Raw genomic sequence first — 24,311 nt, 5'->3', positions numbered from 1 at the left:
ATACTGATACTGGATAAATTCTATCTGTTTTTTCTGTCCGGTATTACAAAAATTCTTTCTATACATAATAAGAAAGAAAAAAATTGGGAAAGGGAGTGTTACTATGTATTCTTCAGTAAACACAACTTGGGTCCTCGTCGGTGCAGCACTGGTCTTCTTCATGCAGGCTGGATTTGCAATGGTCGAAACAGGATTCACAAGAGCAAAAAACGCAGGAAATATCATCATGAAAACCTGATGGACTTCTGTATCGGTACACCGGTCTTCTGGCTGGTTGGATTTGGCATCATGTTCGGTGCAGGAAACGGTTTCTTCGGCAAGATTGGCGGAATCGCCTCAGAGGCAAACTACGGAAACGCAATGCTTCCGGATGGAGTTCCTTTCTGGGCATTTCTCATCTTCCAGACTGTATTCTGTGCTACTTCTGCTACCATCGTATCCGGTGCCATGGCAGAGCGTACTAAATTCATCTCCTACTGTATCTACAGTTTGCTGATCAGTCTCGTTGTATATCCGGTATCCGGTCACTGGATCTGGGGCGGCGGATTTATCAGCCAGATGGGATTTCATGATTTTGCAGGTTCCTGTGCTGTTCATATGGTTGGTGGTGTTGCTGCACTCATCGGTGCCATCATCCTCGGACCTCGTATCGGAAAATATTCCAAATCCGGTAAATCCAGAGCGATCCCGGGACATAACCTTACTGTTGGTGCGCTTGGTGTATTCATCCTCTGGTTCTGCTGGTTCGGTTTCAACGGTGCATCTACTGTCAGCATGGAAGGCGACGCCATTGTAAGCGCCGGAAAAATCTTCGTAACAACAAACCTTGCCGCTGCTGTCGCTACTGTAACAGTCATGCTGATCACATGGATCCGCTACAAAAAGCCAGATGTTTCCATGTCCCTGAACGGTTCTCTTGCAGGACTGGTAGCCATCACCGCAGGCTGCGATACCGTATCTCCTACATCTGCAGCTATTATCGGAATCCTCTCCGGATTCATTGTAGTATTTGGTATTGAATTTATTGATAAAGTTCTCAAAATTGATGACCCGGTTGGTGCTGTTGGCGTTCACGGTCTTAACGGTGCTTTCGGAACTCTTGCTGTAGGTCTTTTCTCCGACGGTGCAGGTACCGGATGGAAAGGTCTTCTCACAGGCGGTGGTTTCCATGGCTTCGGTGTTCAGTTTATTGGTATGGCTATCACGATCGCATGGGTTGCTGTTACTATGACAATTATCTTCCAGGTGATCAAACACACTATCGGACTTCGTGTTTCCGCTGAGGAAGAGATCGCAGGTCTGGATATGAAAGAGCATGGCCTCGCAAGTGCATACGATGGATTCTTTGTACAGGATACTATGACAAAGGCTCCGACTCCAATGGGAACTTCCGTAAAAGCCCCTGTTGTAAAACATGCTCCTTCTGCTCCTGCTGAATCTGTTCCTGAGATTCCTGCAGACGGCGTACATAAACTGACAAAGGTTGTTATCATCACACGTCAGAACAAGCTGGATGAGTTTATGCAGGCTATGAACGAGATCGGCGTAACCGGTATCACTATCACAAACGTTATGGGATGTGGTGTTCAGAAGGGTGCTCCAACCTACTATCGTGGTGTTGAGGTTGACATGAACCTCCGTCCGAAGGTTAAGATCGAGATCGTTGTAAGTCTTGTACCGGTTCAGAAGGTTATTGATACTGCCAAAGAAGTTCTTCATACCGGTCAGATCGGTGATGGTAAAGTCTTCGTTTACGATATCGAAAACGTTGTCAAGATCCGTACCGGCGAGGAAGGCTTCCTGGCTCTGCAGGATACAGACGCATGATTCTCTTATGAGAGGAACAGATAAAATCTTCTACGCAATATAAACCAAATAAAAGCCAAAAAGCTCCGGAACATTATTCCTTAAATGTTCCGGAGCTTTTCATATCTTTTTTATTCTCTTCTCAGTCTCGGCAGATTCCACCGGTAATGTGCCGCCAGGTACCGGATCAGGATCACTACTACCGTTCCGATCACCATGGCCGGCACTCCGCCCCACAGCCTGTATATCCAAACACAGGCAATGGCCCCTACAATAGACGCACAGGCATAAATATGGCGCACAAAAATATATGGCGGTACTCCTGCCATCATATCACGGATCAGACCGCCTCCAACTCCTGTGACAGTCCCAAGAAATACAAGAAAAAATGTTCTTCCCATATATCCCTGGGAAATCCCCTTATCAACACCCATAACGGTAAATACGCCAAGTCCAACCGTATCCATCACCAGCATCACCTTATCATAGACCAGCCGGTTCCCGCCTTCCAGAAGCTCCTGTTTCCAGTACATCACTGCAAAAACAATACAGGACGTCACTGTTGCCACAATGGTATACAGCGGATCCTGAAACATTCCCGGCGGCACGATTCCCAGGATAATATCCCTGGTAGCTCCACCTCCCACTGCAGTTACCACGCCAAGAACGCAGACCCCGAAAATATCCATTCCTCTCTGTGCTCCCACCATAGCTCCTGAAGCAGCAAACGCAATAGTTCCTGCCATCTCCAGCATAAATGTAAACATACTCTGATAATCCATTTCCCCCTCCATACATATCCGACCGTATTTTTCCTCACCCTCATATCTGCATCCTGTTTTCCCTGTCTGTACATTTCCACAGGATGCACATTTCTGCAGGGTGCAAGAAGGAACCCTGCCATGCAGGATTCCTTCTCCTATTTTCGTGATCACTATATTTTCATATTAACAGAATTTTCTCATTCTGTATATCTTTTCTTTTTGTTTCAGACTTCTGCTATTCTGCTTCGATCAGAAATCCTCGCCGTTTCAGCATATCCTGAATCATATCCAGGATTTCCTCGGATTCTGCTTCTACTTTATGATAATGATAATCAGATGTGATATTCTTCAGAGGACTGGACTTGCCGCTTCGGATGTCCTCCATAAAATTCTCAACCTGACGTCTGGATCTGATATTCAGTTCTGCCTCAATATGTCCGTAAATTCTGTGATTCACCATTACGTTGATCACTTTTCCGCCAAGATCCACAATTCCGCAGAGCTCATTCTCCAGATCTGCATCTGTATGATGCACTTTGAATATCCGGCTCACAGTATGAGGAGCATTGAAAATATATCCCCTGTTGGTGGAGATCACGTCGTTCCCTTCTGCGCGTATCAGCGCAATATCCTGCACGATCACCTGTCTGCTGACCTGAAATGTTCTGGCCAGAGCACTTCCCGAGACCGGCCGGTCACTGTTTTTAATTTGATCCATGATCGCTGTCCTGCGTTCTGAACCAGTCATTTAAGTTCCCCTTTCCTGGCTGTACCTGTACTTTTTATTCCGATATCTGTCTCCTTCATTCTCGCGATATCTCCCACCCGGTTCAGATATTACCTGTTATGCATCTGCTTCCGATAATTCTCGCTTCTTTTTTTCTGATATTCCGGATATTTCCTGTCACAGCACTCGGTATTTTGCAAAATTCTGTGATCTTCAGGAAAGCGGATGAAGATTCTTAAGTGAAATATCAAGGATTGGTGCAGAATGCGTTAATGCACCACTTGATACATAGTCTACACCAACATCCCTGATCTTTGCAATGTTTTCTTTTGTAACATTTCCGGAACATTCTGTTTTTGCTCTTCCGTCAATGAGTTTTACTGCTTCTTTCATCATTTCCGGAGTCATATTGTCAAGCATGACGATATCTGCTCCAGCCTCAACAGCTTCTTTTACCTGAGCAAGAGTTTCCACCTCAACTTCGATCTTGCGGACAAAAGGAGCGTACTCCTGCGCCATTTTTACAGCATTCGCAACGCTTCCTGCTGCTCCGATGTGATTGTCTTTCAGAAGGACTCCATCTGAAAGATTATATCTGTGGTTCTGTCCGCCACCTACACGAACTGCATATTTCTCAAAAATACGCATGTTCGGCGTTGTTTTTCTGGTATCCAGCAAAGTAATCCCTGTTCCCTCAAGAAGAGACGCAACAGAATGTGTGTAAGTTGCGATCCCGCTCATTCTCTGAAGATAATTTAGCGCCACACGCTCGCCGGAAAGAAGCACCCGGATATCTCCTGTAACTTTTCCCATTTTCTGACCTTTTTTACTTCATCGCCATCCTTGCAGAACAGCTCCACTTTTGTGTCAGCATCCAGAAGCGTAAATACACGACTGAAGATTTCCAGTCCCGCAATGATTCCATCCTCTTTACAGATCAGATCTACCTCTCCCGGAACTGCTTCTTTCATAACAGAGTTTGTGGTAACGTCTTCGCTTGAAATATCTTCCTTTAAAGCCTCCAGGATCAGGTGATCTACCTGAAGTGTCATTGTGATCGTATTCATTTTACAATACCTTCTCTTTCTTAATCATCACAGCTGCCCTGTTCTCCAAAGCAAGGCTGCTCCTGTTTTTCATAATACGGATATTTATATTCCGGCTGCATTTATGCCGCACCTGCAGTACTTTTCTTTTCTGCTGAGATTGCTTTGGCTGCACGTTTTGCAAATACAAGACTTTCCAGCAGGGAATTACTTGCCAGTCTGTTCGCGCCATGTACACCGTTGCAGCTGGTCTCTCCCACTGCATAAAGCTGATCCATGCTGGTCCTGCTGTCAGAATCTACCCAGATACCGCCCATGAAATAATGCTGGGCAGGAACAACAGGGATGCATTCTTTTGTCACATCATAACCTTCTTCCAGGCATCTCTGATAAATATTCGGAAAATGATTCAGAATCGCATCTTTATCAATATTTTCCATGGAAAGCCATACATGATCTGTTCCTTCTTTTTTCATTTCTTCCCGGATCGCATTTGTTACTACATCTCTTGGAAGAAGTTCATTGACAAAACGCTCTTTTTTGCTGTTATAAAGCACTGCACCTTCTCCACGAACCGATTCTGAGATCAGAAATCTGCGGCCTGGTTTCTTGGAATACAGCGTTGTCGGATGGATCTGCACATAATCCAGATGTTCCAGACGCACATTGTGTTTTTTTGCAATATCAAGAGCATCCCCTGTAAGATGCGGATAATTGGTGGAATGCGCATATCTTCCTCCGATCCCGCCGCTGGCCAGGATCGTATCCTGTGCATAAATCTCTACCGGGATCTCTCCGCCAGGCTGGATCTCTTCCTGGGTTTTCACTGCTTTTCCGGCTTCCATAGCTTCAAGACGTACCCTGTTCGCTTCTGCAGAAACTGCCTTCAGGCCTGTACATTTGCCATTTTCCACAAGAATATCCTGCATGGTAGTATATTCCAGAATTGTTACATTTTCAAGCTTCAGGACTTGCTGGAGCAGTTTTTCGGAAATTTCTTTTCCTGTGATATCCTCATGATAAAGGATCCTCGGTCTGGAATGTGCACCTTCTCTTGTATAGGCAAAATCATCTCCATCCATCTTGAAATCCACGCCATATCCGACAAGGTCATTAATGATGTCTCTGGAGCCTCGGATCATAATGTCTACCGACTCTTTTCTGTTTTCGTAATGTCCTGCCTTCATGGTGTCTTCAAAATAGCTGTCGTAATCGTTTTCATCACGAAGCACACAGATCCCGCCCTGGGCCAGGAAAGAATCACTGCTCCTCATATCCTCTTTTGTGATGATCACGATTTTTTTGTCCCGCGGAAGCTTCAAGGCACTGAACATACCTGCAACACCTGTTCCCACGATCACTACGTCTGTTTTAATTCTCATTGCTTTTCGCCTCTCTGTCTTGATTTCTCTTTTCAGCCAACTCAGACAAATCTTTTATACAAATGTGTTTTATTTATTTTGCCAGTTCCAGCATCCGCTCCAGCGGTCTCTTCGCGTTTTCACGTGTCTCGTCTGTTACATGAACCTCATTCTCCCCGGTTTTCAGAACGTGGAGAACTTTTTCCAGAAATACTTTTTTCATGTTTTTGCAGACCGGTACGGTTTCTGTGAAGTAGAATTTTTTATCCGGGCAGGTAGTTTCCAGCTTGTACTGAACGCCACATTCTGTGCAGATGATAAACTCTTTATTGTCACTTTCCTGTGCATATTTAATGATTCCGGATGTGCTTCCGATGTAATCAGCCTGTTTCAGAACTGTCTGAGGACATTCCGGATGTGCCAGAACCAGTGCATCCGGGTGCGCTTCTTTTGCTGCTTTTACTTCTTCCGGATTCATAAATTCATGGACAATACAGAAACCTTCGTTATAAATAAAGTTCTTCTCAGGAACCTGTTCTGCAATAAAATGTGCAAGATTTCTGTCCGGGATAAAAAAGATGTTTTTGTTCGGAAGCGCTTTTACGATCTTTACTGCATTTGCGGAAGTAACACATACATCAGAAAGCTCCTTCAATGTTGCTGTGGAATTAATGTAACAGACAACTGCCACATCGTCATATTCCTCTCGCACCTTGCGGATGCCTTCTTCTGTTGCCATATGAGCCATCGGACAGTCTGCATCCATGGCAGGCATCAGAACAATTTTATCCGGACTTAAGATCTTGGCGCTCTCTCCCATAAATCCTACTCCACAGAACACGATCGTCTTCTCTTTCGCGCTGGCTGCGATCTTGCTGAGATAAAAGGAATCTCCTATATAGTCAGCAACATCCTGCACTTCGGGACGCACGTAGTAGTGTGCAAGGATGATGGCATCTTTTTCTTTTTTAATTTCTGGATTTCTTCTGCAACTGTCATTATCTTTCACCTTTCCTGCAGGATTTCTTTTTTGAATTCCTGCTTTTGCTTTCTAGTACAGCGAATATTAAGTAACCGCCATATTGACTTGTCTGATTTTTCATCTGCTGCGTCAATATAGCAGAAACTTAATTTTCGCTGTACTAGTCTTTATTATGCAGATACTTCTGATCTGCTTTTTATTATCATGTAACTTTTTTCAAAACATCTTACACATAATACCACAGTCCTTTACATGTGACAAGACAGTTGTTTGATATATGTAAAGTTTTTTTGTAAAGAAAGACATCAAAAAACACGGTTTCCACAATGAAACTTTCATCCTGGAAACCGTGTTTCTGCACACATTCATTATTTTATCAGTCTTATTCACCGTTCTGCGTACTGTCAGCTGCTCATTTATTACAGTTTTCTTTCTGATCTGCCGCAATCACCCGATCATTTCCCCAGCAGTTCTCTCTCAATCCGCTCTCTTGCTTCCGGGGCCTGCTTATCCATCTTTTCCGGAAAACCAAACATGGAAACGCAGGCAATGTTATCGCCGCCGGCTTTCGGTGCATCCGGTTTCAGCTGCTTGCTGGCAAAATCCATTTCTCTCAATGTTTCAAAAATACCATCAAAATCCACATCACCCTCACCCATTGCAAGATGCTGATGCACCGTCACATCCGCTTTTCCACGGCCATTCAGCCACGGCGGATTTAAAATGTATCTGCAGTCCATGGTCTGGTTAAAGGTATCCGCAAAAAGTACATGGGTCAGTTCATCTCCCGCATATTTCAGCATGGACCGCACATCTCCTTTGCCCTCATCGTAGAAGAAGCCGTGAGGAGAAGAATACACATAACCAAGATTTGGAGAACGGAAGGATTTCACCATATCACAGGTCTCATTATTCAGCTCACAGAAATCATAAGGATGAGACTGGATCTCCACACGGATACCCTCACGCTCGATCAGCGGAAGCAATTCCTCCATGGATCTAAACCACATTCCATTGCAGATCTCCTGCTGGTTCGGATCACCCGAAAGCTCTGTATTGATAACCTTCACTCCCATATCTCCGGCGATCTGGATCATCCGTTTCCAGTTTGCAACTGCAAACTGTCTCTGTTCCTCCGTCGGACCAGACCAGCGATACACCACGATAAAGGACGAAATCTCAACGCCAGTCTCTTTAAGAGCCTGTCTGTATTCCTGTTCACATTCTTTTGAAAACAACGGATGCTTATAGAACGGATTGATTCTCGGATGCGGAGACTGTTCAATATATTTATATCCCCAGTCCGCCACCTGATGGACCATACGGTTGATATCCATCTGTTTCGCAAGAACATCTACGTCAAATGCGATCTTCATGATGCATTCCCTCCTTTTTCCTCTTCTTTATTCCGGATATAATCCAGAATCAGGCTGGCCGCTCCGGCTACACCTGTTTTGGATACATTGATCACCATATCGTAATAATGGGGATCGTCTCTGCGGATTCCGGTAAACTTCTCATAGTATTCATTTCGGATCTGATCACGTTTCTTCAGTTCTCCAAGAGACTGGCCTTTATAATATTCCTGGCCCTCTTTTTCCCGGTAAGCATCATCTGCATAAACGAAAAAGCTGTATGTATGCGGCTCTCCACGAAGCACATAGTTGGCACATCTTCCCAGGAATACACCTGGTCTTCTCTCAGAAAGCTCACGGATGATCCGGCTCTGCACCTCAAACATCTGAACACCTGTATAATCTGCTGCCGCACCTGCCGATGAATGTCCATACGGGGAAAATGTAAGCTCAGAATCCTCATAATTGTAGGAATCCAGATACTGCCTTACACTTTCCAGATCTGCTTTTTCCATACCGAACTTTTCTGCCATAAGACAGATGATCTGGCGATCATAAACCTTGCAGTCCAGTGCTTTTGCAACACCCTCGGCAATCTTTCTTCCACTGCTGCCATACAGTCTTCCAATTGCCACGTTGATCCGGTTTCCGGAAGCTTCCGGTAACGGCATGGACTGGATCTCGCCCGGCACAGAGACGCTTTCCTCTCCCGATTCTCTCTGGATCAGTTCACGCATCATTTTGTCATAAACTTTGTCCAGCTGGTAGCATGCTGCGATCACAAACATCACTACCCAGATCGCTATCGGAACATACAGATAAAATCCCTTGATCACGCGGATTGCCTCTGCAGACTGCTCTGCCGCTGTCGCCTTTGTTCCGTCAAAGTATGCCGCCGAAAGAATTCCTCCCATAATAGCAGAAGTCAGTCCGGAACCGGCTTTCTGACCCATGCTCATAGATGAGAACATCAGACCCTCCACACGCTTGCCTGTTTTCCACTGGCCATACTCAATAGCATCGCTTGGAAGAGAATACTGCACACCATAGAATGGGGCGATTCCGATACCTCTCATGATACAGGTTACAACACCAAGCGAAACACTGGTAATATTCATCAGGAACAGAAGCTGTCCTGCAACGCCCAGGATGCAGCCGACACAGATGAGATTTCTTTTTCCATAGCGGGGAAGCACCTTCGGCAAAAGGGCAATTCCTGCCACAGTTGCCAGTTTCTCAGCTGCGGAAAGAGGCATGACGAGGTCTACATTTCCGAGTACATACTGGCAGTAATAGGTAAGGTCCGTTCCGATAATGATCTGATATGCGGTATAAAAGATCATCAGCCCCAGAGCGATAAGGAAATACCGGTTGGTAACGGTTGCTTTAAATGCTTCCACAAAAGGAATATCTTCCTTTTCCTGTTTTGCTGCAGAAACACGCTCTGTACAGACCATATAAGTATTCACAAGTACACCGACAGAAATGATCGCATAGCCGGCAGTTACCAGGATCCAGGCCATCTGCTGATTGCCGGTAATATTCGCTACGATATTGATCAGCGGCAGTGTGAACGCAGTAATGATCATACTTGCTGTGATCGACAATACCATGCGGATGTTACAGATCACATCACGTTCACGACGGTCACGGCTCATCAGAGATCCCAGTGCATGGAATGGCTGGCTGATAGCAGTGTATACAACCGTATTCATGATATTATAGGTAACAAAAGCATAGATGATCTTTCCCATATTTCCCATTGGCGGCATGGTGAACAAAAGCACCGCTGCCAGCGCATAAGGAACCGCAAGTCTTAAGATCCAGATTCTGGCTTTTCCATACTTGGAATGAGTCCGGTCGATAATAGTTCCCATCAGCACATCGGAAAATCCATCAAAAACACGGGACAAAAGCATGATCATTCCTACCGCACCTGCTGATATTCCAACAACGTTGGTATAAAAATAGATCAGCAGAGTTGTAGTCATGGTATACATCAAGGTCAGTGCCGGATCACCAAAACAGTATGCCAGCTTTTCCGACAACGGAACCTTGATGAATTCATTCAAGTCTTTCCCCTTCTGCTTGTAATTCAACAATTCAGGGATTCCCTTACCAGCCATAGTATCTACCTCCTATCGGTTTAAGGTCGGACCTTTCTGAATGAATTATCCGAAATATTTCTGCACAAAGTCTCTGGTAACTTCCGCAGCCTTTTTCACGTTGTCCTCATGGCTCATTGCATAGTACTCCGGACGGAACTCTTCGATGGTGCAAACGCCATCAAAACCAATCTCCTTCAGTGCAGCTGCGATTCCTGCATGATCTACAACACCCTCACCCGGCCACAGTCTCTTGTCGTCTCCGCAGGAGCCAAGCGGAAGATCCTCACAGTCATTTAAATGGTATGCAAAAATCTTCTTGCCATCAGCAGCTCTCAGGTCCTCAAGGCGGGAGCACATCTCATGGAAATGGAAGGTATCCACGGTAACGCCTACATTATCTCTGTCTACTGCTTTTACCACATCATAGGCTGTTCCAAACTGGTTGATGGAGCAGTTCGGTGCACCACAGAACTCCAAGGAGATCTTCATATCCGCGCCAACCTTATCGGAAAGATAACGAAGACGTGCAACTGCTTCTTCTTTGATCTCACTGACAGATTTGTCTTTTACATCAAAGCTTGGAACGGTGATCAGTATTTTCATTCCGATCGCTTTGGAAACCTTCAGGATAAAATCAACTTCTTCGTCAATCTCTTTTTCCCCTGCCTCATCTCTCTGGTTAAAGAAGATCAGAGTGTTGTATGCCCATGGTTTCAGATGATGATTCTTAAACCAGTCTGCAAGTTCTTCCAGTGTATGCTCTTTGAGATAGTCCTTTACGCAGTCAAAGCGGATCTCAATATAATCAAAACCATATTTCTCGCACATCTCCAGGTCTGCCATAAGAGACTGTCCTTTACATTCCAGTGCAGTTGCTTCATTAAATCCTAATTTCATCTTCAATACCCTCCATATGTTTTTACTTTTCAGCCAATTTTTCCGGTTAATCTCACCGGCAGGTTTTCCACTGCAGTTTCAACAAAGCCGAAGCGGAATCGGATCCTGCCGGTAACTGCCGCCGCAGACTCATTGGGGAAGTCTGTAGCAATAAGTTGGTATGATAACTCACACTTGATGAGGTGGAGCTCGTAAAATATATTTATTTATAAAATTCCGGCTTCTCAACTGCTGAAACGATTTTCTCGATCTGTCCGGTTTCCTGCGCTTTTACAAGAGCATCTGCTGTGATCGCTGCCAGGTATCCATCCCATGCATTCGGTCCTGTGATCACTCCTGCCTCTGCGTTATCAACCCAGTCCTGAACCTCTTTATCATAAGCGTCTTTAAATCTTACGAAGCAGTCTGTGTCAATAGCAGTGGACACTGCCGCATTCTTGCGGATAGACGGATAAGCCGGCTGTGCCATTTTCAGTGCACCGTCCTCACATACAACTTCACAGTTGATGTCATATCCAAACTTGCAGTTTACAAATACTTCTACATCAATGCATACACCTTTTTTAGTACGGAGCATCATGATCTGCGGATCCTTCAGCTCAGAGTGGGAATATTTCGTCACTTTTGGCATTACTACCTGTGCTGATTCATACTCATCATCTACAAGCCAGTGAAGGACATCGATCTCATGGATTGCGGTATCGTGCACAGCCATTGGTGTATTGTAATTGGTACCTACCTCCGGATTTCTGTGTGTACAGTGAAGGATCAGCGGCTCGCCGTATTCTCCGGTTGCAAGTGCTTCCTTGATCTGCTGATATCCCTTGTCATAGCGTCTCATAAATCCAAGCTGGATGAGATGTTTGCCGGCTGCCTCCTCTGCCTTTACTACTTTCAGGCAGTCCTCAGCAGTTGTACATAATGGTTTCTCACAGAAAATCCTCTTACCGGCCTCGATCGCCTGAAGAAGAGAATCTACATGTGCGAAGCCCGGAGATACGATAAATACTGCATCTACGTTCTCTGCATTGATGAGCTCCTTACTGTCTGCATAGACTTTTGCTCCGCAGATCTCGGCTGCTTTCCTGGCACTTTCCTCAAATACATCGGAAACAGCTACTACTTCTGCTCCCTGGATCTTCTCTGTCAGTCTTCTGATATGATCTCTTCCCATTCCGCCGCATCCGATAACTCCTACTCTTAACATTTTAAATTCCTCCGTTCATTTTTTATTGTTTTCTGTTTTTGTGTTCTTTTTGATGATGTTATATTATCATCTTGTGCACGTGAACGCAATATCTTTTTTGTACAAAATATCCATTTTGTTTTTATGCGATTTTCACTATTTGTTACTTTATTCACATATTTTGTTTGTTTTACAGTATTTTTCCGACCTTCGCTCAAATTTCCGCATATATAAAATGACTTACTATGCTTATTACGAACGTTGATCATGTAGCATTTTATTATGTGCACCAGAACGCAACATTTTATTTCCCTTATACCACAGTGGAGTTTATGTAGAATATTGTTGTATTTCAACACATAAAGAGTTATACTTATATGTAGTTTTATTTAAAATACACAAATGCACTTTTCATACTTTATTTAGCCGAACTACAAGGATCAAAGCTTCTCTCAGAAATCCCTGAAACGCATAATACAGGAATGAAGTATCCGGAAATACAGGAAGCTTCCTTAATCCAGATCAATGGGGTATCCGCATCTGAAGCAGCAAACTTCCCTGATTCGGTTAAATTCATACGAAAAACACAGCAGAAAGGACTTATCCCTATGAGCGACTATAATTTAGAGACTAAATGTATCCACTCCGGCTATACCCCATCCAAAGGCGAGCCCTGTGCACTTCCTGTCTATCAGAGCACCACTTACAAATATGACACCACCGACGAAATGGGCCAGTTATTTGATCTGAAGGCAGACGGATATTTTTACACCCGTCTCCAGAACCCGACTAACGATGCCGTAGCCGCAAAGATCGCAGATCTGGAAGGCGGTGTTGCTGCAATCCTGACTTCTTCCGGACAGGCAGCCAACTTCTACGCAGTATTTAATATCTGTGAGGCAGGCGATCACGTTGTTGCCGCTTCTACCATTTACGGAGGAACCTTCAACCTTCTTGCCGTCACCTTCAAGAAACTTGGCATTGACTGCACCTTTGTTGATACCGATGCAACAGAAGAAGAGATCGCTGCCGCATTCAAACCGAACACAAAGGTTCTCTTTGCAGAAACTATCGCCAATCCGGCTCTGGTAGTTCTTGATATCGAGAAATTTGCACACGTTGCACACCAAAACGGCGTGCCTCTTATTGTGGATAACACCTTTGCCACACCGGTAAACTGCCGTCCCTTCGAGTGGGGTGCAGATATCGTTACCCACTCCACCACCAAATATATGGACGGACATGCCGTTCAGGTAGGCGGCGCCATTGTCGACAGCGGTAACTTCGACTGGGATGCCTACGGCCATAAATATCACGGCCTGACAGAGCCGGATGAATCCTATCACGGCGTTATCTATACAAAGCAGTTCGGAAAAAAAGCTTACATCACTAAGGCTACTTCCCAGCTGATGCGTGATTTGGGCTCTATTCCGTCTCCGATGAATTGCTTCCTTCTGAACCTCGGTCTGGAAACGCTTCCGCTGCGTGTTGAACGCCATTGCTCCAACGCCCAGAAGATTGCAGAATACCTGAACGCACACGAAAAGGTTTCTCATGTAAATTACGCAGGACTTCCGGAGGATAAATATCACGCACTGGCTCAGAAATATATGAAGGATGGTCATACCTGCGGCGTTATCTCCTTTGAACTGACCGGTGGCCGTGATGCAGCAGTCCGTTTTATGGACAGTCTGAAGCTTGCCACCATCGCAACTCACGTTGCCGCCTCCATCACTATGGTCCTTCACCCAGCCAGCCATACACATCGCCAGATGAACGACGAGCAGTTGGTTGAAGCAGGAGTTTCTCCTGGAATGATCCGTCTTTCCATCGGTATCGAAAATGTGGATGATATTATCAAAGATCTGGAACAGGCACTGAAAAATGCATAAATAACCAATTCAAAAAGGAAGGATACATCTGCTCATGCATGATGTATCCTTCCTTTTTATGATATATTTTCTCCTACTCTCAATTATGACATTTCCGCAAATTACCTGCATCCTGTTCTGAACGGCTTTCTTCTGGCGCATAAATTCCTGCAGCTGCTGCAAGTATCTGAAACTACCTTACAAAATCCATTATTCATCTTTTTCCAGCTGTTTGATCAGCTGGTTCACATATGTAGAAAGCCCCGCCACCAGGACTCCCTGTGTCGTGGATGTAAATACTGCCATTGCAATATCCTGTGCATTTTTACAGGAACAGGTAGCAAAAATATAAATTCCGCATATAAGGATCCCTGCACACCCCAGTATCAGCGGAATATATTTGTCCTTCACAGCCTGAGCCTCCTTCAGTGCGATCCCCATAAAATACAAAGCGATCGCTGTGATCAGCAATTCCGGTTTAATATAATCCACAAGCGCTTCCATAAATATTCTCCGTATCTCCCCTGCCGCTTTGATTTATTTTATGAATTTCTCCAAAAAATATTTCATAAATTCCCACAAAATGTTAGCTACGTGTTCGCTATTACTGTTTTCGCACTTTTTGAGAATATTTTTTCTATTGCAGAGCAAAAAGAAAAAGGCCATAAACCCTAAGGTTTACAGCCTTTCCCACTATTTTTCGTTATCTGAAATCAGAATTTGCCAGCGTCAGCAGCTTCCTGTACGGAAACAGCTACAGCAACTGTCATACCAACCATCGGGTTGTTTCCAGCGCCGATAAGACCCATCATCTCTACGTGAGCCGGTACGGAAGAAGATCCTGCGAACTGAGCGTCAGAATGCATACGTCCAAGTGTATCAGTCATACCGTAGGAAGCAGGACCTGCTGCCATGTTGTCCGGATGAAGTGTACGTCCTGTACCACCGCCGGAAGCAACGGAGAAGTATTTTTTGCCTTTCTCGTTGCACTCTTTTTTGTATGTTCCTGCTACCGGATGCTGGAAACGAGTCGGGTTTGTGGAGTTTCCTGTGATGGAAACGTCAACGCCCTCTTTCCACATGATCGCAACACCTTCCGGAACGCTGTTAGCGCCGTAGCAGTTAACCTTTGCACGAAGTCCCTCAGAATAGGATTTACGGAATACTTCCTTAACCTCGTTCTTATATGGATCATACTCTGTCTCTACATATGTAAAGCCGTTGATACGGGAGATGATCTGAGCAGCATCTTTTCCAAGACCATTCAGGATAACACGAAGAGGTTTTTTACGAACCTTGTTTGCTTTCTCAGCGATACCGATCGCACCCTCAGCTGCTGCAAAAGACTCATGTCCTGCAAGGAAACAGAAGCAGTCTGTCTCTTCCTCAAGGAGCATCTTTCCAAGGTTTCCATGTCCAAGACCTACTTTACGTGTGTCTGCAACGGATCCCGGGATACAGAAAGCCTGAAGGCCTTCTCCGATAGCTGCTGCTGCATCAGCGGCTCTTCTGCAGCCTTTTTTGATCGCGATAGCTGCACCTACTGTGTAAGCCCAGCAAGCGTTCTCGAAGCAGATCGGCTGAATGCCTTTGATCTGATCGTAAACGTTCAGTCCTGCGTCTTTAGTGATTTTCTCAGCTTCTTCGATAGAAGCGATTCCATAGCTGTTTAAAACAGAATTGATCTTGTCAATTCGTCTCTCATATGATTCAAATAAAGCCATTTCCTGTAACCTCCTGATATTTTCACCTTACGAAGTGTAATTACTCTTTTCTTGGGTCGATGATCTTAACAGCATCTGCAACACGGCCGTACTGACCTTTTGCTTTCTCCCATGCTGTGTTCGGGTCATCACCTTTCTTAATGAAGTCAGTCATTTTTCCAAGGCTTACGAACTGATATCCGATGATCTCATCGTTCTCATCAAGAGCGATACCTGTAACATAACCCTCAGCCATCTCAAGGTAACGAGGTCCTTTTTTCAGAGTTCCATACATTGTACCAACCTGAGAACGAAGTCCTTTTCCAAGGTCCTCAAGACCAGCGCCTACTGCAAGTCCGTCCTCGGAGAATGCAGACTGGGAACGTCCGTAAACGATCTGAAGGAAAAGCTCTCTCATAGCTGTATTGATTGCATCACATACAAGGTCTGTGTTCAGCGCCTCCATAACGGTAAGTCCTGGAAGGATCTCAGAAGCCATAGCTGCAGAATGAGTCATTCCTGAACATCCGATTGTCTCAACAAGTGCCTCCTGGATGATTCCCTCTTTAACGTTAAGGGAAAGCTTGCAAGCACCCTGCTGCGGAGCACACCAGCCAACACCGTGTGTAAATCCGGAGATATCCTTTACTTCTTTTGCCTGAACCCATTTTGCTTCTTCCGGGATCGGAGCGGCACCATGATGTACGCCCTGTGCCACTGGACACATTTCTTCTACTTCGCGTGAATAAATCATTTTAAAACTCCTTTCAAGTATAGATTGACCGATGTTATTGAGAAAAAAAGTTCGATAACACCCTATCGCTATTTTCTCACAAAACCTTTGTTTCGTCCAGTCATATTTAATAAAATTTTGCCATAAAACGCATAATATTGGTAGTTATTCCGGCAGTATTGCATGCCTAACTGTCAAATATTTCTGGCAACTGCTGTATGTATGTGATAATATATTAGCAAGTTTAACCCTGGAGGTATATTTTTCATGAATGCATCTGTGGATTCTGTTTTTCCAGAAAAATACCGCATTCTCAGCGGAAGCGCTCTGAAGATGATCGCGGTCATCACCATGCTGATCGATCATATCGGAGCTGTGCTGCTCAGTATGTATCAGCCTGCACAGAAAATCCTGTTTACACTTTTCGGCAGAGAATATACTGTATATCTTATTTTCCGCGATATCGGAAGAGCTGCTTTTCCCATCTTCTGTTTTCTCCTGCTGGAAGGCTTCCGTCATACACGGAGCCGGTTCCTCTATGGAAGAAATCTCCTTCTTTTTGCGCTGCTCTCAGAAATTCCGTGGAATCTGATGTTTACAAATACGCTGCGTTACGAAAGACAAAATGTGTTTTTCACGCTTTTCCTCGGATATCTGGCCTTTTGTGCCATCGAATATTTCCAGACCAGACCTTCGATGCAGCTTCTCTGCATCCTGGGACTGCTTGTCATTTCCATTTTTCTGAAAGCAGACTATGGATGGCGGGGGTATATCTTCCTGCTGATCATGTACTATATGCGAAACGATAAGCCAGGCCAGGCAATCCTCGGAAGCTGCTGGCTTTACTATGAATGGAGAGCCTCCTTTGCCTTTCTGTCCATTAACCTGTACAATGGAAAAAGAGGCTTCATCCGCGGAAAATCAGCAAAATATTTCTTTTACTGGTTTTACCCAGTCCATATTATGGGACTGGTCATACTTCGACAGCTTTTGTTTTTATCTTAATCCCGCCCGCTCCCGGTCGTTTCATCCTTCCACGACCAATACTGTTGCATCCATCACCCCATCAAAAAAAAGCTGCACTTTCTCAAAAGTGCAGCCTAAATGCGTGTCCAGAAGAATCTGTTTCTTATTTTTTCTTTACGATCTCTTTTGCATTTTTATAAATGAAATCCGCCGGAACACATCCACGTACCGGTGACAGCGGGTAAATATTGGAATTCCGTCCGATCACAGTACCGGGATTCAGCACAGAACCGCATCCGACTTCAACATGATCTCCGAGCATCGCTCCGAATTTCTTAAGACCGGTTTCGATCTTTTCATCCCCGTCTTTTACGACAACCAGCTTCTTGTCTGATTTTACGTTGGAACAGATCGATCCGGCACCCATGTGGGACTTATATCCCAGCACAGCATCTCCAACATAATTATAATGAGGAACCTGAACCTTGTTAAACAGCACTGCATTCTTAAGCTCTGTGGAATTTCCCACAACTGCGCCCTCACCAACGATAGCCTTGCCGCGGATAAATGCACAGTGGCGCACCTCGGCGTCTCTGCCAATGATAGCCGGTCCGGTGATACTTGCAGTCGGCGCAACTGTAGCGGATCTTGCGATCCATACATTTTCGCCCTTCTCCTCATATTCAGAAGGATCCAGTGTTTTTCCCAGCTTGATAATGAAATCTCCGATCTCCGGAAGAACCTCCCACGGATAGGTTTTTCCCTCAAAAAGCTCTGCTGCAATGGTCTCATTCAGATCCAGCATATTGCTGATAGTAAAATCTTTCATCATGATGATCTCTTTCCTCCCTGTCTGGAAGCTCGCTCCGGCTTCCTGTAGTTTACAGCGGCCGCATCAAAAAACTGCCGCAGGTTATACTGATAATTGCTTGCCTCCACCTGCCGGGTACGTACCCGCACAAAATGCTCCAGTTTGTCCATATATTCCTGTTCCGTGATGCTGCCCTCTGCCACATAGGTGAGCCCCTTTTCCCAGCTTGCCGTAAGCTCCGGGTTCAGAAGCTGCCGGATAGAACAATTTACCACATCAAAGATCATTTCCCCAAGAAGCGTTGGAGTGATCACCTGGGTCTTTTTGTTCAGTGCCAGATATTTGATGTTAAAAAGCTTCTTCAGGATCTCGGCACGGGTAGCACTGGTGCCGATCCCGCTTCCCTTGATCTGGGCTCGAAGCTCCTCATCCTCGATCAGCTGTCCTGCATTTTCCATGGCAAGGATCATGGAACCGGAATTGTATCGTTTGGGCGGTGAAGTCTCACCCTCCTTGATACTCAAACCGTTCACAGGAAGTATATCACCCTTTTTCAGCTTCTGCAACGCCTCCAGGAGCACAGTATCACAGGAAACCTCGTCTTCCTCTCCATTTCCGTTTTTCTCACTGTCTGAAGCCCTTTTCCGCGAAAAAGAATTCGTGACGATCTTCAGATAGCCTTCTTCTTTGAGAACCTTAAAGGATGAAAAGAATGCCTCGCCGTCCAGCTTCGTCACAAGACTCACCTTCTGATAAACGGCCGGCGGATAAAAAATACACAAAAATCTCCGTACAATGGTCTCGTACACACGCTGTGCAGTAAGAGACACACTTCCCAGCGCGTTCAGTCCCTGACCGGTAGGAATGATCGCGTAATGGTCTGTGATCTGCTTGTCATTCACATATCTGGTCTTTGCAATGCTTTTCCAGGATTCCATCCCCAAAACCTCTGCCGCCGCAGCACCGGCCTGCTGATAATTTCGAAGACCGGAAATATTCTTGTATATCTCCTTGGCCACTGCCGTGGAAAGAACTCTGGCATCCGTTCTCGGATAAGTCACCAACTTCTTCTCATAAAGCTCCTGTACGATCCGGAGTGTCTCGTCCGGACTGATCTTAAACAGCTTTGAGCACACATTCTGAAGCTCCGCCAGGTTAAAAAGAAGCGGCGGATTTTTGTTTTCTTTTTTCGTTCCACCTTTTCCACAATACAGGAAAGGGGCTGGTTCACCATCAGCTGATCGATCAGCATCTGTGCATGCTCTTTTTTCCTGAAGCCGTTTTCTTTATAAAGATACGGGGACTGGAAATACCGGCTGCCTTCCACAGCTCTCCATTCACCGTCAAAATTTTCGCCTGCAAGTCCAATGCTGCCAAGGACACGGTAAAACGGTGTCTTCACAAAGACACGGATCTCCCGTTCTCTCCGCACCACCATGCCAAGAACACAGGTCATCACACGCCCAACTGCAATGGCCTGATATTTGGAATGGAGATAATTGGTGACACTGCTTCCGTAGCGCAAGGTCAGAACTCTGGAAAAATTGATTCCCATAAGATAATCTTCCTTTGCGCGGAGATACGCAGATGCTGCCAGATTATCATACTCCGAGATATCCTTCGCTTCACGGATCCCTCTTAAGATCTCTTCCTCTGTCTGGGAATCGATCCACACACGTTTCTGGACTTTCCCCTTTACTCCTGCCATCTGGGCTACCAGACGGTAGATATATTCACCCTCACGTCCGGAGTCGGTACACACATAAATGGTATCCACATCCGGCCGGTTCAGCAGTCCTTTTACGATCTCGAACTGCTTTTTGACCCCGGGGATCACTTCATATTTAAATTCGCGCGGCAAAAAAGGCAGGGTATCAAAACTCCACCTTTTAAACTTGATATCATATTTTTCGGGATAGCTCATGGTAACCAGGTGTCCTACACACCAGGTTACCACAGAATCATCAGATTCCAGATATCCGTCTTTTCTCTGACCGTTGATCTTCAAAGCCTTCGCAAATTCCTGTGCCACGCTGGGCTTCTCCGCTATGTATAAAGCCTTTGCCATACTATTTATCTGCACTCATCTTTCTAAGCGGCCATGCCAGAAGCACAGCTCCGCCAACTATATTTCCCAGTGTTACGATCACCATGCTTTTAAGCATAGCGCCGACAGACAATCCTGGCACCATACAGAATGCAACTGTAAAAATACCCATATTTGCAATACAATGCTCAAATCCGCTGACAACGAAACCTGAAATACAGATCACGATCATCAGGAACTTGCCTGACTCACTCTTCAGCTTAATGCCGCAGAGAACAGCAAGACAGACGAAGAAATTACAAAGTACCGCACGGAAAAACATCTGACCTGCCGGAATACTCAGTTTTCCGTTTATAAATCCGGCAAAATAATCTGCTGTACCGGACGCTCCGGCACCTACAAAGATCAGTGCCAGGATCAGGCAGCCCACAAAATTGCCGATGTAACTGATTCCCCAGACCTTTCCAACATCTTTCCATGATACGCTCTTGTCATACGCACCAAAAGCCATTACCAGATTGTTACCGGTAAACAGCTCTCCTCCTACCATTACGATCAGCAGGACCGCAATGGAGAACACGATGGCTCCAAGGAATTTCCCCCATTCCGGGAATGTCTTGGAAAATACATTTCCAACAACGTTACTGTAGATCATCGCCACATCAATAAAAAATCCGGCCATGATTGCCCGCATAAAGTATTTTCCGAAATTGCTGTTCAGTAAGTTTATCTTACCCTTCGCAGCGGTTGACAGTTTCTCTACATCCTCCCTGTTCATAAATAGCACCTCCACATATTTTTAGCAAGCGTGGCACTTTGTTACTGCTTCTTTGTTCACAGTAACACGCTTTCCGGAAATCTGTTTGTTATATTGTAACACTTTACTAATTATTTAACAATAAAAATGCGAAAATTTTCAAAAATTTCCGTTTTGTTACATACAACAAACAATATCCGTTTTATACCAGAACACGATAGATGCCATCCCAGGCCAGTTCCTTTTTTTTCAGGAAATTTTCTGTTTCCTCCTCTGATTGCTCCACGCATTTCCATGCCAGTCCGCACTGGGCACTGATCTCTGAAGGGATCGGGATCAGCCTTCCCGGAAATTCAGATTCCTTGGCCGTTCTTTCCATTTTCATGGCAGCCGTGGTTGTGGAAAATGTCACAACTGTAGTAATTACTTTTCTGCGCATATCTCCTTTGTTCCTTCCACATACGCAAAAACAGGACACCGGAAAAACCGATATCCCGTTTCTGATGATTTTCTTTATTTCCTGTAAAGGATCCAGTTCTTATTTAGCCTGGATATATCCTTTCGCTTTCAGAGTTTCTGCACAGAGAACTGCTCCGCCTGCGGCACCTCTTACTGTGTTATGGGAAAGTCCGATGAACTTGTAATCATAAACAGTATCCTCACGAAGACGTCCTACAGATACTCCCATTCCATTCTCATAGTTTACATCCATCTGTACCTGCGGACGGTTGTCCTCCTCAAGATACTGGATGAACTGCTTCGGAGCGCTTGGAAGCTCAAGCTCCTGCGGAAGTCCCTTAAACTCAACCAGCTTCTGGATCAGCTGCTCTTTGGTAGGTTTCTTGCGGAATTTAACGAATACAGCTGCTGTATGTCCGTTGAGGACCGGAACACGTACACACTGGCATGTGATGACAGGTGTGGTGGCCGGAACGATCACGCCGTCCTCGATCTTGCCCCAGAGTCTTAACGGCTCCTTCTCACTCTTCTCTTCCTCACCACCGATGTACGGAATGATGTTGTGCTCCATCTCCGGCCAGTCCTTGAAGGTTTTTCCTGCTCCGGAAATAGCCTGGTATGTAGTGGCAACTACTTCATACGGCTCGAACTCTTTCCATGCGGTAAGTACCGGAGCGTAACTCTGGATAGAGCAGTTCGGTTTAACAGCTACAAAGCCGCGTTTTGTTCCGAGACGTTTCTTCTGGAATTCGATAACCTCGAAGTGCTCCGGATTGATTTCCGGAACTACCATCGGAACGTCCGGTGTCCAGCGGTGTGCGCTGTTGTTGGACACAACCGGTGTCTCTGTCTTTGCATATTCTTCCTCGATCGCCTTGATCTCATCCTTAGTCATATCAACTGCGGAAAATACAAAGTCAACCGTAGCTGCAACCTTCTCAACCTCGTGGATATCCATAACAACCAGCTTCTTTACTGCCTCCGGCATCGGAGTATCCATTTTCCATCTGCCGCCTACAGCCTCCTCGTAGGTCTTGCCTGCGCTTCTCGGGCTTGCCGCTACAGTAACCACCTCAAACCACGGGTGATTCTCCAGAAGAGAAATGAATCTCTGACCAACCATTCCAGTTGCACCTAAAATACCGACTTTAAGCTTTTCACTCATAATAAAACTCTCCTCATCTTGTGTCCCTCCATGGCACACATTTGTCTTTTCTGTAAATACTATACCAATTTTTCCTAAAATGCAAGCATTATCTTAATTTTTTTCAAGATACTCTTTATTCTGAGCAATCACCTGCTCCATCACGTCCGGTCCCGGCGCTCCCAGAGTCACACGTTTTTCCACGCAGGTCTTCATACTGATGGCTTCATAGATGTCCTCCTCAAACACAGGACTGATCTCTTTGTACTCGGAAAGCGGAAGCTCATCCAGAGAGATTCCCTTATCCAGACAGAGAAGGACCAGTCTTCCGACGATGCCATGAGCATCACGGAACGGTACACCGTGGTTAACCAGATAGTCTGCTGCGTCTGTGGCGTTTGTAAAGCCTCTCTTTGCACTTGCCTCCATGTTGGCTTTGTTGAACTGCATAGTGGAAACCATGCCGGTAAACAGGGCGATACAGCCCTTTACGGTGTCGATGGCATCAAAGGTCAACTCCTTGTCTTCCTGCATATCTTTGTTGTATGCAAGCGGGATTCCCTTCATTGTTGTGAGAATAGATGTCAGCGCTCCATAAACACGGCCTGTTTTTCCACGGACAAGCTCTGCGATATCCGGATTCTTCTTCTGCGGCATGATACTGCTGCCTGTGCTGTATGCGTCATCGATCTCAACGAAACGGTACTCATTGGAATTCCACAGAATGATCTCCTCTGAAAAACGGCTCAGATGCATCATGATCGTAGAAAATGCACTGAGAAGCTCGATGACATAATCTCTGTCAGATACGGAATCCATACTGTTTCTGGTTGGTGCATCAAAGCCGAGAAGCTCTGCAGTATAGGCACGATCCAACGGATAAGTGGTTCCTGCCAGTGCTCCTGCTCCAAGCGGACAGGTATTCATTCTCTTACGGATATCAAAAAGTCTGTCACGGTCTCTGCGGAACATCTCAAAATATGCGCCTACATGGTGTGCCAGAGTTACCGGCTGTGCCTTCTGAAGGTGGGTAAATCCCGGCATGTAGGTGTGAACATTCTCTTCCATGATCTTCTGCAGGGCAAGAAGAAGGTCCTTCAGCTCCTTATCTGTCTCATCGATCTCGTCGCGGACATAAAGCTTCATATCCAGAGCTACCTGGTCATTACGGCTTCTTCCTGTGTGAAGCTTCTTTCCGGCATCTCCAATACGGTCGATCAGGTTTGCCTCCACGAAGCTGTGGATATCCTCATACTCTGCTGTGATCTCCAGCTTGCCTGCTTCCACGTCTGCAAGGATTCCGTCCAGTCCTTCTGTGATCTGCTCCTTTTCTTCCTCTGTCAGGATTCCCTGTTTTGCAAGCATGGCAACATGTGCCTTGCTTCCACGGATATCCTGTCTGTAAAATTTTTGATCAAAGGAAATGGATGCGTTAAAATTGTAAACCAGCTTGTCCGTTTCTTTTGTAAAACGGCCTCCCCATAACTGTGCCATATTGATTCTTCCTCACTTTTCTTTTTTGCGGCAGAACTGTCTTCTCCGGACATACACGAGCTCCGTCTCCCGGACGTCTGCACTTTTCTGTGTT

18 protein-coding genes and 3 pseudogenes are annotated in these 24,311 nt (G+C 45.4%); 3 read left to right on the top strand and 18 right to left on the bottom strand.

All coding sequences use genetic code 11. The features are described from left to right. Positions 1-103 precede the first annotated feature (103 nt). Positions 104-1,827, top strand: a pseudogene (locus CK1_RS07925) (ammonium transporter). Between the two features lie 110 nt (positions 1,828-1,937). On the opposite strand, the gene CK1_RS07920 reads toward CK1_RS07925, so the two are convergent. The 9 genes and pseudogenes from CK1_RS07920 to CK1_RS07880 form a co-directional block, all read right to left on the bottom strand. Next, a complete protein-coding gene (locus tag CK1_RS07920; protein ID WP_044961278.1) occupies positions 1,938-2,588 on the bottom strand; it encodes a trimeric intracellular cation channel family protein in 651 nt (216 codons plus the stop codon). A 217-nt stretch (positions 2,589-2,805) separates the two neighbouring features. Beyond that, positions 2,806-3,318 (bottom strand): transcription repressor NadR, encoded by a 513-nt coding sequence (locus CK1_RS07915; protein ID WP_015525738.1) that lies wholly within the window; start codon positions 3,316-3,318, stop codon positions 2,806-2,808. A gap of 192 nt (positions 3,319-3,510) precedes the next feature. Then, positions 3,511-4,364 (bottom strand): annotated as a pseudogene (gene nadC / locus CK1_RS07910) (carboxylating nicotinate-nucleotide diphosphorylase). 101 nt (positions 4,365-4,465) lie between these two features. Further along, positions 4,466-5,725, bottom strand: coding sequence for an FAD-binding protein (locus tag CK1_RS07905; protein ID WP_015525734.1), 1,260 nt, complete (start codon positions 5,723-5,725; stop codon positions 4,466-4,468). A 73-nt stretch (positions 5,726-5,798) separates the two neighbouring features. Next, positions 5,799-6,713: a quinolinate synthase NadA gene (gene nadA / locus CK1_RS07900; RefSeq protein WP_353611144.1), complete on the bottom strand. Its 915-nt coding sequence runs from the start codon at positions 6,711-6,713 to the stop codon at positions 5,799-5,801. A 428-nt stretch (positions 6,714-7,141) separates the two neighbouring features. Continuing rightward, positions 7,142-8,062, bottom strand: a complete 921-nt coding sequence (locus CK1_RS07895) for a sugar phosphate isomerase/epimerase family protein (RefSeq protein WP_015525733.1) — start codon at positions 8,060-8,062, stop codon at positions 7,142-7,144. Next, complete coding sequence (locus CK1_RS07890; protein ID WP_015525732.1) at positions 8,059-10,167, bottom strand: cytidylate kinase family protein; 2,109 nt, start codon at positions 10,165-10,167, stop codon at positions 8,059-8,061. The genes CK1_RS07895 and CK1_RS07890 overlap by 4 nt, the downstream gene beginning before the upstream one ends. 45 nt (positions 10,168-10,212) lie before the next feature. Beyond that, positions 10,213-11,046: a sugar phosphate isomerase/epimerase family protein gene (locus tag CK1_RS07885; protein WP_015525731.1), complete on the bottom strand. Its 834-nt coding sequence runs from the start codon at positions 11,044-11,046 to the stop codon at positions 10,213-10,215. Between the two features lie 202 nt (positions 11,047-11,248). After that, positions 11,249-12,253, bottom strand: a complete 1,005-nt coding sequence (locus tag CK1_RS07880) for a Gfo/Idh/MocA family protein (protein ID WP_015525730.1) — start codon at positions 12,251-12,253, stop codon at positions 11,249-11,251. 587 nt (positions 12,254-12,840) lie between these two features. Between CK1_RS07880 and CK1_RS07875 the strand changes: the two genes are divergently transcribed. Beyond that, positions 12,841-14,124, top strand: coding sequence for an O-acetylhomoserine aminocarboxypropyltransferase/cysteine synthase family protein (locus tag CK1_RS07875; RefSeq protein ID WP_021651113.1), 1,284 nt, complete (start codon positions 12,841-12,843; stop codon positions 14,122-14,124). 189 nt (positions 14,125-14,313) lie between these two features. Here the strand turns inward: CK1_RS07875 and CK1_RS07870 are convergent, their stop codons facing one another. The 3 genes from CK1_RS07870 to CK1_RS07860 all read right to left on the bottom strand — a co-directional run bounded on the left by CK1_RS07870 (position 14,314) and on the right by CK1_RS07860 (position 16,560). After that, positions 14,314-14,607: a phage holin family protein gene (locus CK1_RS07870; protein ID WP_015525728.1), complete on the bottom strand. Its 294-nt coding sequence runs from the start codon at positions 14,605-14,607 to the stop codon at positions 14,314-14,316. Between the two features lie 209 nt (positions 14,608-14,816). Then, a complete protein-coding gene (locus tag CK1_RS07865; RefSeq protein ID WP_015525727.1) occupies positions 14,817-15,827 on the bottom strand; it encodes a GGGtGRT protein in 1,011 nt (336 codons plus the stop codon). A gap of 40 nt (positions 15,828-15,867) precedes the next feature. Beyond that, on the bottom strand, positions 15,868-16,560 hold the full coding sequence (locus CK1_RS07860; RefSeq protein WP_015525726.1) for an iron-sulfur cluster assembly scaffold protein: 693 nt from the start codon (positions 16,558-16,560) through the stop codon (positions 15,868-15,870). Between the two features lie 246 nt (positions 16,561-16,806). On the opposite strand from CK1_RS07860, the gene CK1_RS07855 reads away from it, so the two are divergent. After that, the gene (locus tag CK1_RS07855) at positions 16,807-17,544 is read left to right on the top strand and encodes a TraX family protein (RefSeq protein ID WP_015525725.1); all 738 of its coding nucleotides are present in this window, start codon (positions 16,807-16,809) and stop codon (positions 17,542-17,544) included. A 124-nt stretch (positions 17,545-17,668) separates the two neighbouring features. On the opposite strand, the gene CK1_RS07850 is transcribed toward CK1_RS07855, so the two are convergent. The 6 genes and pseudogenes from CK1_RS07850 to argH form a co-directional block, all read right to left on the bottom strand. Beyond that, the gene (locus CK1_RS07850) at positions 17,669-18,337 is read right to left on the bottom strand and encodes an LbetaH domain-containing protein (RefSeq protein ID WP_015525724.1); all 669 of its coding nucleotides are present in this window, start codon (positions 18,335-18,337) and stop codon (positions 17,669-17,671) included. Continuing rightward, positions 18,334-20,384, bottom strand: a pseudogene (locus CK1_RS07845) (DNA topoisomerase). Before CK1_RS07845 ends, CK1_RS07850 begins: the two are co-directional and overlap by 4 nt. 1 nt (position 20,385) lies before the next feature. After that, entirely contained in the window at positions 20,386-21,141 is a 756-nt protein-coding gene (locus CK1_RS07840; RefSeq protein ID WP_015525722.1) for a formate/nitrite transporter family protein, read from the bottom strand. 181 nt (positions 21,142-21,322) lie between these two features. Further along, entirely contained in the window at positions 21,323-21,559 is a 237-nt protein-coding gene (locus CK1_RS07835; protein ID WP_015525721.1) for a putative Se/S carrier protein, read from the bottom strand. A 99-nt stretch (positions 21,560-21,658) separates the two neighbouring features. After that, the gene (gene asd, locus CK1_RS07830; RefSeq protein ID WP_015525720.1) at positions 21,659-22,744 is read right to left on the bottom strand and encodes an aspartate-semialdehyde dehydrogenase; all 1,086 of its coding nucleotides are present in this window, start codon (positions 22,742-22,744) and stop codon (positions 21,659-21,661) included. Between the two features lie 93 nt (positions 22,745-22,837). Beyond that, the gene (gene argH / locus CK1_RS07825) at positions 22,838-24,217 is read right to left on the bottom strand and encodes an argininosuccinate lyase (protein ID WP_015525719.1); all 1,380 of its coding nucleotides are present in this window, start codon (positions 24,215-24,217) and stop codon (positions 22,838-22,840) included. Positions 24,218-24,311: the final 94 nt, after the last annotated feature.

The sequence above is a fragment of the Ruminococcus sp. SR1/5 genome (genome assembly GCF_000209835.1).
Classification (GTDB): Bacteria; Bacillota; Clostridia; order Lachnospirales; family Lachnospiraceae; genus Blautia_A; species Blautia_A fusiformis.
Note: the sequence above shows the minus strand (reverse complement) of the source record. Positions and strands in the feature narration are given on the sequence as shown.